This is a genomic window from Kitasatospora sp. NPDC041988, assembly GCF_055588525.1.
Genome location: NZ_JBVJCO010000026.1, coordinates 106,766 through 113,727, shown reverse-complemented (window position 1 = coordinate 113,727; position 6,962 = coordinate 106,766). Strand labels below are relative to the sequence as shown.

The 6,962-nt window shown below is 74.0% G+C and carries 5 protein-coding genes and 1 pseudogene; all 6 read left to right on the top strand.

Features of this window, described 5'->3' with window-relative positions; genetic code table 11:
• Positions 1-187: 187 nt before the first annotated feature.
• Positions 188-1,690: a GT4 family glycosyltransferase PelF gene (gene pelF / locus ACZ6NC_RS25035; protein ID WP_465735993.1), complete on the top strand. Its 1,503-nt coding sequence runs from the start codon at positions 188-190 to the stop codon at positions 1,688-1,690.
• 100 nt (positions 1,691-1,790) lie between these two features.
• Positions 1,791-3,317: a hypothetical protein gene (locus tag ACZ6NC_RS25030; protein ID WP_465735992.1), complete on the top strand. Its 1,527-nt coding sequence runs from the start codon at positions 1,791-1,793 to the stop codon at positions 3,315-3,317.
• 84 nt (positions 3,318-3,401) lie between these two features.
• Entirely contained in the window at positions 3,402-4,394 is a 993-nt protein-coding gene (locus ACZ6NC_RS25025; protein ID WP_465735991.1) for an SDR family NAD(P)-dependent oxidoreductase, read from the top strand.
• Positions 4,395-4,459: 65 nt separating this feature from the next.
• Positions 4,460-5,167, top strand: a pseudogene (locus ACZ6NC_RS25020) (nucleotidyltransferase family protein); the annotation flags it as partial.
• Between the two features lie 128 nt (positions 5,168-5,295).
• Complete coding sequence (locus ACZ6NC_RS25015; RefSeq protein WP_465735990.1) at positions 5,296-6,201, top strand: NAD-dependent epimerase/dehydratase family protein; 906 nt, start codon at positions 5,296-5,298, stop codon at positions 6,199-6,201.
• The gene (locus tag ACZ6NC_RS25010) at positions 6,198-6,881 is read left to right on the top strand and encodes a spherulation-specific family 4 protein (RefSeq protein ID WP_465735989.1); all 684 of its coding nucleotides are present in this window, start codon (positions 6,198-6,200) and stop codon (positions 6,879-6,881) included. The genes ACZ6NC_RS25015 and ACZ6NC_RS25010 overlap by 4 nt, the downstream gene beginning before the upstream one ends.
• Positions 6,882-6,962 lie beyond the last annotated feature (81 nt).

Below are 6,962 nucleotides of genomic sequence, written 5' to 3'. Positions count from 1 at the left end.
CATCACGGTGCTGTTCATTCGCGAGACCGCGCTGCGCACCACCCAGCAGGGCTGACGGCGGCCGGAGACGGCGAAGGGGGGGGGGGGGGGGGGGGCCGCCCCCCCCCCCCCCCCCCCCCCCCCCCCCCGGCACCCGACCGGCCGTCCAGGCCGGGCGCTTGACGCAAGGACAGGAGGGGGGAAGACCATGCGCGTCACCCTGCTCACCGAGGGGACGTATCCGCACCAGCACGGCGGCGTGAGCGTCTGGTGCGACCAGCTCGTCCAAGGCATGCCGGACGTCGACTTCGACGTCATCGCCGTCACCAGCACCGGCCACGAACCACTGGCCTGGGAGCTGCCCGCCAACGTGCGCTCCGTCACGACCGCACCGCTCTGGGGCCCGGCCACCGACGGCAGAGCGCCGCGCGGCAAGGAGATGCGCCGCTTCCTCAACGCGTACGAGCGCTTCCTGCACTCCATCCTGGACCCGGTCTACACCACCCACTTCGGCACCGAGCTGTACGGCTTCGCCGACCTCGCCCGGCGCGGGCTGCTCAGCCCGGCGCTGCGCAGCGAACGCGCCCTGCGCACCCTCCAGCACGTCTGGACCCGCGACTACCTCTCCACCGCCGTCTCCCGGCCCACCCTGCACGACGCGCTCAACGCCACCGACCTGCTGGAGCACGCGCTGCGCCCGCTCTCGGTCGAACCGCCCATGGAAGGCGTCGCGCACGCCGCCAGCGGCGGCCTGGCCACCCTGCCGGGGCTGATCGCCTCCCAGCAGTACGGCGTACCGTTCCTCCTCACCGAACACGGCATCTACCTGCGCGAGCGCTACCTCGGCTACCGCACCGGACCGTACCGCTGGCCGGTCAAGGCACTGCTGCTGGGCTTCTACCGGATGCTCGCCGAGGAGAGCTACCGGCGGGCCGCGCTGGTCACCCCCGGCAACCGGTACAACCGGCGCTGGGAGGAGCGCGGCGGCACGCCGTCCGCACACATCCGCACCGTCTACAACGGCGTGGACCCGGCGGCCTTCCCGCCCGCCGGGCCCGAGCCGGAGACACCCACGCTCAGCTGGGCCGGCCGGGTCGACCCGATCAAGGACCTCGAGACCCTGATCCGGGCCTTCGCCATCGTCCGCCGCGAGATACCCGACGCCCGGCTGCGGCTGTTCGGCGGCACGCCCAAGGGCGGCGAGGCCTACCGCGACGGCTGCATAGCCCTGGCCGCCGAGCTCGGCATAGCCGACTCGGTGGCCTTCGAAGGCCGCGTCGCCGACATCACCGACGCGTACGCGGCGGGCAACGTGGTGATGCTCTCCAGCATCAGCGAGGGCTTCCCGTTCACCCTGATCGAGGCGATGTCCTGCGGCCGCTCCACCGTCTCGACCGACGTCGGCGGCGTACGCGAGGCCGTCGGCGACACCGGCCTGGTCGTCCCGCCGCGCGAACCCGAACCCATGGCCGCCGCCGCCATCGAGCTGCTGCGCGACCCGGAGCGCCGCGCCCGGCTGGGCGAGCAGGCCCGGCTGCGGGTGATCGAGCAGTTCACGCTCCGCCAGAACATCGACGGCTTCCGCAGCATCTACACCGAGCTGCTGGGCACCTCCCGCTGGCTGCCGAACCGCGTCGTCGCGGTGACGGACGCGGCCCCCGACGCGTGGGAGCCCGTGGCCGCCGCCGAACGCAGCGAGGTGGGCGCGTGAGCGAGCGATGGGGGTACCCCCGGCCGAAGGCTGGGGGAGAGCGACCCAAGAAGAGGTGCGTGTCCCGCGAAGCGGCCGCCGAGTGCAGCGAGGTGGGCGCATGAGTGGTCCTCTGCGCCTCGTCCCGGACGAGGCCGGCCTCGACTGGGCCGAGCAGACCGTGCAGCTGCGCACCCTCCCCCGCAGGAACCGCCGGCCGGCGGTGCCCGTGCGGCCGGCCGCGCCGGAGGAGCAGCTCGACCTCTCCCCCGACCCGCTGGACGAACTCGCCGAGCGGCTCGCCGACGTCTGCGCGGACGCCGTCCACCCCTACGAGATCGCGGCCTTCCTGGAGTCCGACGGCCTCTCCGACGAGCAGGCCGGGCTGCTGTACGGCCGCCCCGACGCGTTCACCGTCGCCGAGGAGCTGTTCGAGCGGGTCGAGCGCCGCTACCCCGGCCCGAGCGCCGAGTTCGCCAACCCCTGGCGGGCCGATCCCTGGCGCTGCGTGGTGCGCGGCCTGGTCTTCGCCCTGCCCGGCCTCGGCTACCTGCTCGGCGCCAACCTGTTCGCGGCCACCCGGATGCGCTTCGGCCTCCCCTCGGGGATGCTCGCGCTCTCGGTGTCCACCCTGGTCAGCTGGTCGTGGAACCAGGCGCTGGCGCACCGCTCGTACGCCTGGCTGGGCCGCGGCCGGCGCCGAGCGGCCGGGCGCTGCCTGGCCGTCGGCGCACCGCTGGGGGCGCTGGTCGCGGCCACCACCGGGTACGTGGTCGGCGGCCCGCTCGGCTCGCTCTGTTTCGCCGCCGGGCAGTCCGGCTATCTGGCGGCGGCCACCGTCCTGCTGGTGCTCGGGCGGGAGAAGTTCCTGCTGCTCGCGCTGGCGCCGTCCGCGATCGGCGCCGGCGTGGTGCTGGCCGTGGACGTGCCGCAACTGGCCCGGACGGTCGTCCTGCTGGCCTCGCTCGGGCTGGCGGTCGGGCTGGCCGCCCGGGAGATCGTCCGCTGCCTGCGCAGCGAGCAGGACGCCACCGAGCTGAGGCTGCCGATCCTGCACGAGCTGCCGCACCTGCTGTTCGGCCTGGCGGTCGGCGCGCTCACCCTGATCGCCGGTCTCGGCGCCACCGTTCACCAGGCGGTCCGTACCGGCGCAGCCGAAGGCGCGTCCGCCAGCCCGACGGGGCCGGCCATGATCGCGCTGACGCTGAGTCTCGGACTCGCCGAGTGGCTGCTCTTCCGCTACCGGGCGATGGCCGTGGCCGCACTGCGGACCACCCACACGGCTGCCGCGTTCACCCGCCGCACCGGCGGCATCCTGCTCGGCTGCCTGTTCATCTACCTCACCACCGTGGCCGCGCTGGACGCCGCCGCCACCGTGCTCTGGCCCGGCGCCCCGGCGCTCGGCGTCCCGGAGCTCGGTGCGCTGCTGCTGCTGGGCGGCTCGCTCTGGCTGGCGCTGCTGCTGAACGCCTTCGGGCTGAACTGGAGCACCGCCCTGATCTGTCTGGCAGCTGCGGGCGCCGAGTGCGCCGGGCTGCTGACCGGTGTGGATCCGACCGTCCTGCAGCTGATCGGCTGCGGGGCCGCGGCGGCCGTCCTCACCGCCATTGCCGGGCCTGTGCTCGGCCGCACCACCAAGCACCGCTGAACCGCCGGACACCTTTGACACAGAGCCGGGCCACCACTGACGTCCCCGCCCGGCCGTCCCCGAAAAACAGAAAGCGATTCACGTATGAGCAGCGTCGCCGTCACCGGAGCCGAGGGCTTCATCGGCTCCCACCTCGTCGAGACCCTGGTCGCCGACGGGCACCACGTCCGCGCGATGGTCCAGTACAACTCCTTCTCGTCCTTCGGCTGGCTGGAGACCCTCCCCAAGGAGGTGTTGGAGTCGGTCGAGATCGTCCTGGGCGACGTCCGGGACCCGGGCTCGGTCAACGGCCTGGTCAAGGGCACCGAGGCGGTCTACCACCTGGCCGCCCTGATCGCGATCCCCTACTCCTACCGGGCCCCGCACTCCTACGTCGACACCAACGTCACCGGCACCCTGAACGTGCTGGAGGCGGTGCGCCACCTGGAGATCCCGCGCCTGGTGCACACCTCCACCAGCGAGACCTACGGCACCGCGCAGACCGTGCCGATCACCGAGGACCACCCGATCAACACCCAGTCCCCGTACGCCGCCTCCAAGGCCGGCGGGGACCGGCTGGCCGACAGCTACCACGCCAGCTTCGAGACCCCGGTCGTCACGCTGCGCCCGTTCAACACCTTCGGCCCGCGCCAGTCGATGCGCGCCGTCATCCCCACCGTGATCGCCCAGCTGGCGGCCGGCGAGACCGAGATCACCCTCGGCGACCTGCGCCCCACCCGCGACTTCACCTTCGTCAAGGACACCGCCAACGCCTTCCGCACGGTCGGCACCGCCCCGGCCGAGGCCGTGGTCGGCAAGACCTTCAACGCCGGCACCGGCGGCGAGATCTCGGTCGGCGACCTGGTCACCCTGGTCGGCAAGCTGATGGGCGTGGACGTCGCGGTGAAGGAGGACGAGCAGCGCATCCGCCCGGCCAACTCCGAGGTGATGCGCCTGGTCGCCGACGCCACCCGGCTGCGCGCCGCCACCGGCTGGGCCCCCGCCTTCTCCCTGGAGCAGGGCCTGGAGCAGACCATCGAGTTCTTCCGCGACCCGGCCAACCTGGCCCGCTACAAGACCGACATCTACAACGTCTGACCCTCGTACACCTGCCAGTCCTGGCTCCAAGGTTCCTGTCGCACTAATTCCGTGGGGGAAACACCATGCATGCAGTGATCCTGGCCGGCGGTAAGGGCGTTCGTCTCCGTCCCTACACCACCGCGCTTCCCAAGCCGCTCGTCCCGATCGGCGACCAGCACGCGATCCTCGAGATCGTGATGCGCCAGCTCGCCGCCGCGGGCTTCAAGACCGTCACCCTGGCCATCGGCCACCTCGGCCACATCATCCGCGCCTACGTCGGCAACGGCTCCCAGTGGGGCCTGCGGGTCGGCTACGCCGTCGAGGACAGCCCGCTCGGCACCATGGGCCCCCTGCTCACCATGCAGGACCGGCTGCCCGAGAACTTCCTGGTGATGAACGGCGACATCCTCACCGACCTGGACTTCGCCGGGGTGCTCAAGCACCACGAGGCTTCCGAGGCGCCGCTCACCATCGCCACCTACGCCCGCCAGGTGAAGATCGACTTCGGCGTGCTGACCACCGAGTCCGGCTCCATCACCGGCTTCCAGGAGAAGCCGAGCATCGACTACCGGGTCTCGATGGGCGTCTACGGCGTCTCCCGCTCGGCGCTCGCCAAGTACACCCCCGGCCTGCCGCTCGGCTTCGACGAGCTGGTGCTGGACCTGTTGGCCACCCAGACCCCGCCGTCCGCCTACGAGTTCGGCGGCTACTGGCTGGACATCGGCCGCCCGGACGACTACGACCGGGCCAACGCCGAGTTCGCGCTCATCCGCTCCCAGCTGCTGCCGGGCGAGCCCGAGGGCCTGTACGCCGTCCCGGGCGGGCAGGAGCTGCCCGTCCCGGCCGCCCGCACCGCACCGGACGACGCCGACGTGCCCGCCGTGGCCGCCGCCGGCCCCGAGAACGACGGACGGGCCGCGTGAGGATCCTGCTGCTCGGCGCGGACGGCTTCCTCGGCCGGCACGCCGCCACCGTCCTGCGGTCGCTGCCCGGCGCCACCGTGCTGACCGCCGGACGCCGGCCCGACCACGACCTGCGTCTCGACCTGGCCACCGCCCAGGCCGGCCCGCTCGGCGAGGAGCTGGCCGCGCTCGCCCCCGACGCGGTGGTCAACTTCGCCGGCGCGGTGGCCGGCAGCGCGGTCACGCTGGCCGAGGTCAACGCCCGCGGCCCGGCCGTGCTCTGCGAGGCGCTCCGACAGGGCGCCCCGAAGGCCCGGCTGGTGCACATCGGCTCGGCCGGCGAGTACGGCGTCTGCGCCCCCGGCAGCTCGCTCGCCGAGGACGCCGACGCCCGCCCGGTCGGCGTCTACGGCGCCACCAAGCTGGCCGGCTCCCTCGCGGTGGCCGGCTCGCCGCTGGACGCCGTGGTGCTGCGGGTGTTCAACCCGGTCGGCCCGGGCGCCCCGGCCGGGTCGCTGCCCGGCCGGCTCGCCGCCGAGCTGCGCCGGGCCTCCCCGGAGGGTGCCGACGGCGTCGTGAAGGTCGGGGACCTCTCGGCCCACCGCGACTTCGTCGACGCCCGGGACATCGCCCGCGCGGTCGGCCTGGCCGTCGCCGCCGAGCGCCCGCTGCCCCGGGTGCTCAACCTGGCCTCCGGCCGGGCCCAGCCGGTCCGGGCGATCGCCGACGGCCTGGTCACGGCGGCCGGCTTCACCGGCCGGATCGACGAGAGCGGCGCCGGCTCCGAGCGCTCGGCCGCCGTCTCCTGGCAGCAGGCCGACGTCTCGGCCGCCGCCCGGGAGCTCGGCTGGCACCCGGAGACCCGCCTCGCCGAAACCCTGCGCGACCTCTGGCTCAGCACCGAACCACTGGTCACCGCGTGACCGGCGCGATCCTGCCCGACGGCCGCCTGCTGGTGCCGCTGTACGTCCACCCCGCGGTGGACCCGGCGGCCTGGCAGGCGGTCGCCGCCGCCGACCCCGACCGGATCGCCGCCGTCGTGCTCAACCTCGCCGACGGCCCCGGCGACGCCCCCGACAACGTCTTCGCCGAGGCCGCCGACGAGCTGCGCAAGGCCGGCCTCCCGCTGCTCGGCTACGCCGACACCGACTACGGACGCCGGCCACACGCCGCCGTGGTGAACGACATCCTGACGTACCGTCAGCGCCACGGCATCACCGGCGTCTACCTCGACCAGGTCGCCACCCACCCGGGCGCGCTGGCCCACTACCGGCGCCTCGCCACCGCGGCCCGTGCCGCCGGCTGCGCCACCGTGGTGTTCGGCCACGGCGACCACCCCGACCCCGGCTACGCCGAGGTCGGCCTCGCCGACCTGCTGGTCACCTTCGAGGGCGACTGGACGGCGTACCGGGAGATGACCCTGCCGCTCTGGACCGGGCGCCACGCCGCCGCCCGGTTCTGCCACCTCGTGTACGACGTGCCCGCCGACCAGGCCCGGGACGCCGTCGCCCTGATCGCCGCCCGACGGGCCGGTGTCGGCTGCGCCGTCCCGGGTGCCGGGGAGAACCCCTGGAGCACCCTGCCGCACGGCCTGGCGGTCTGACCGCCCCCACCCGTCCGAACGACCGCCCGACGGTCCCCGTCCCGTCGCCGCCCACGCCACCGCCGCACGCACCGTCGCCGA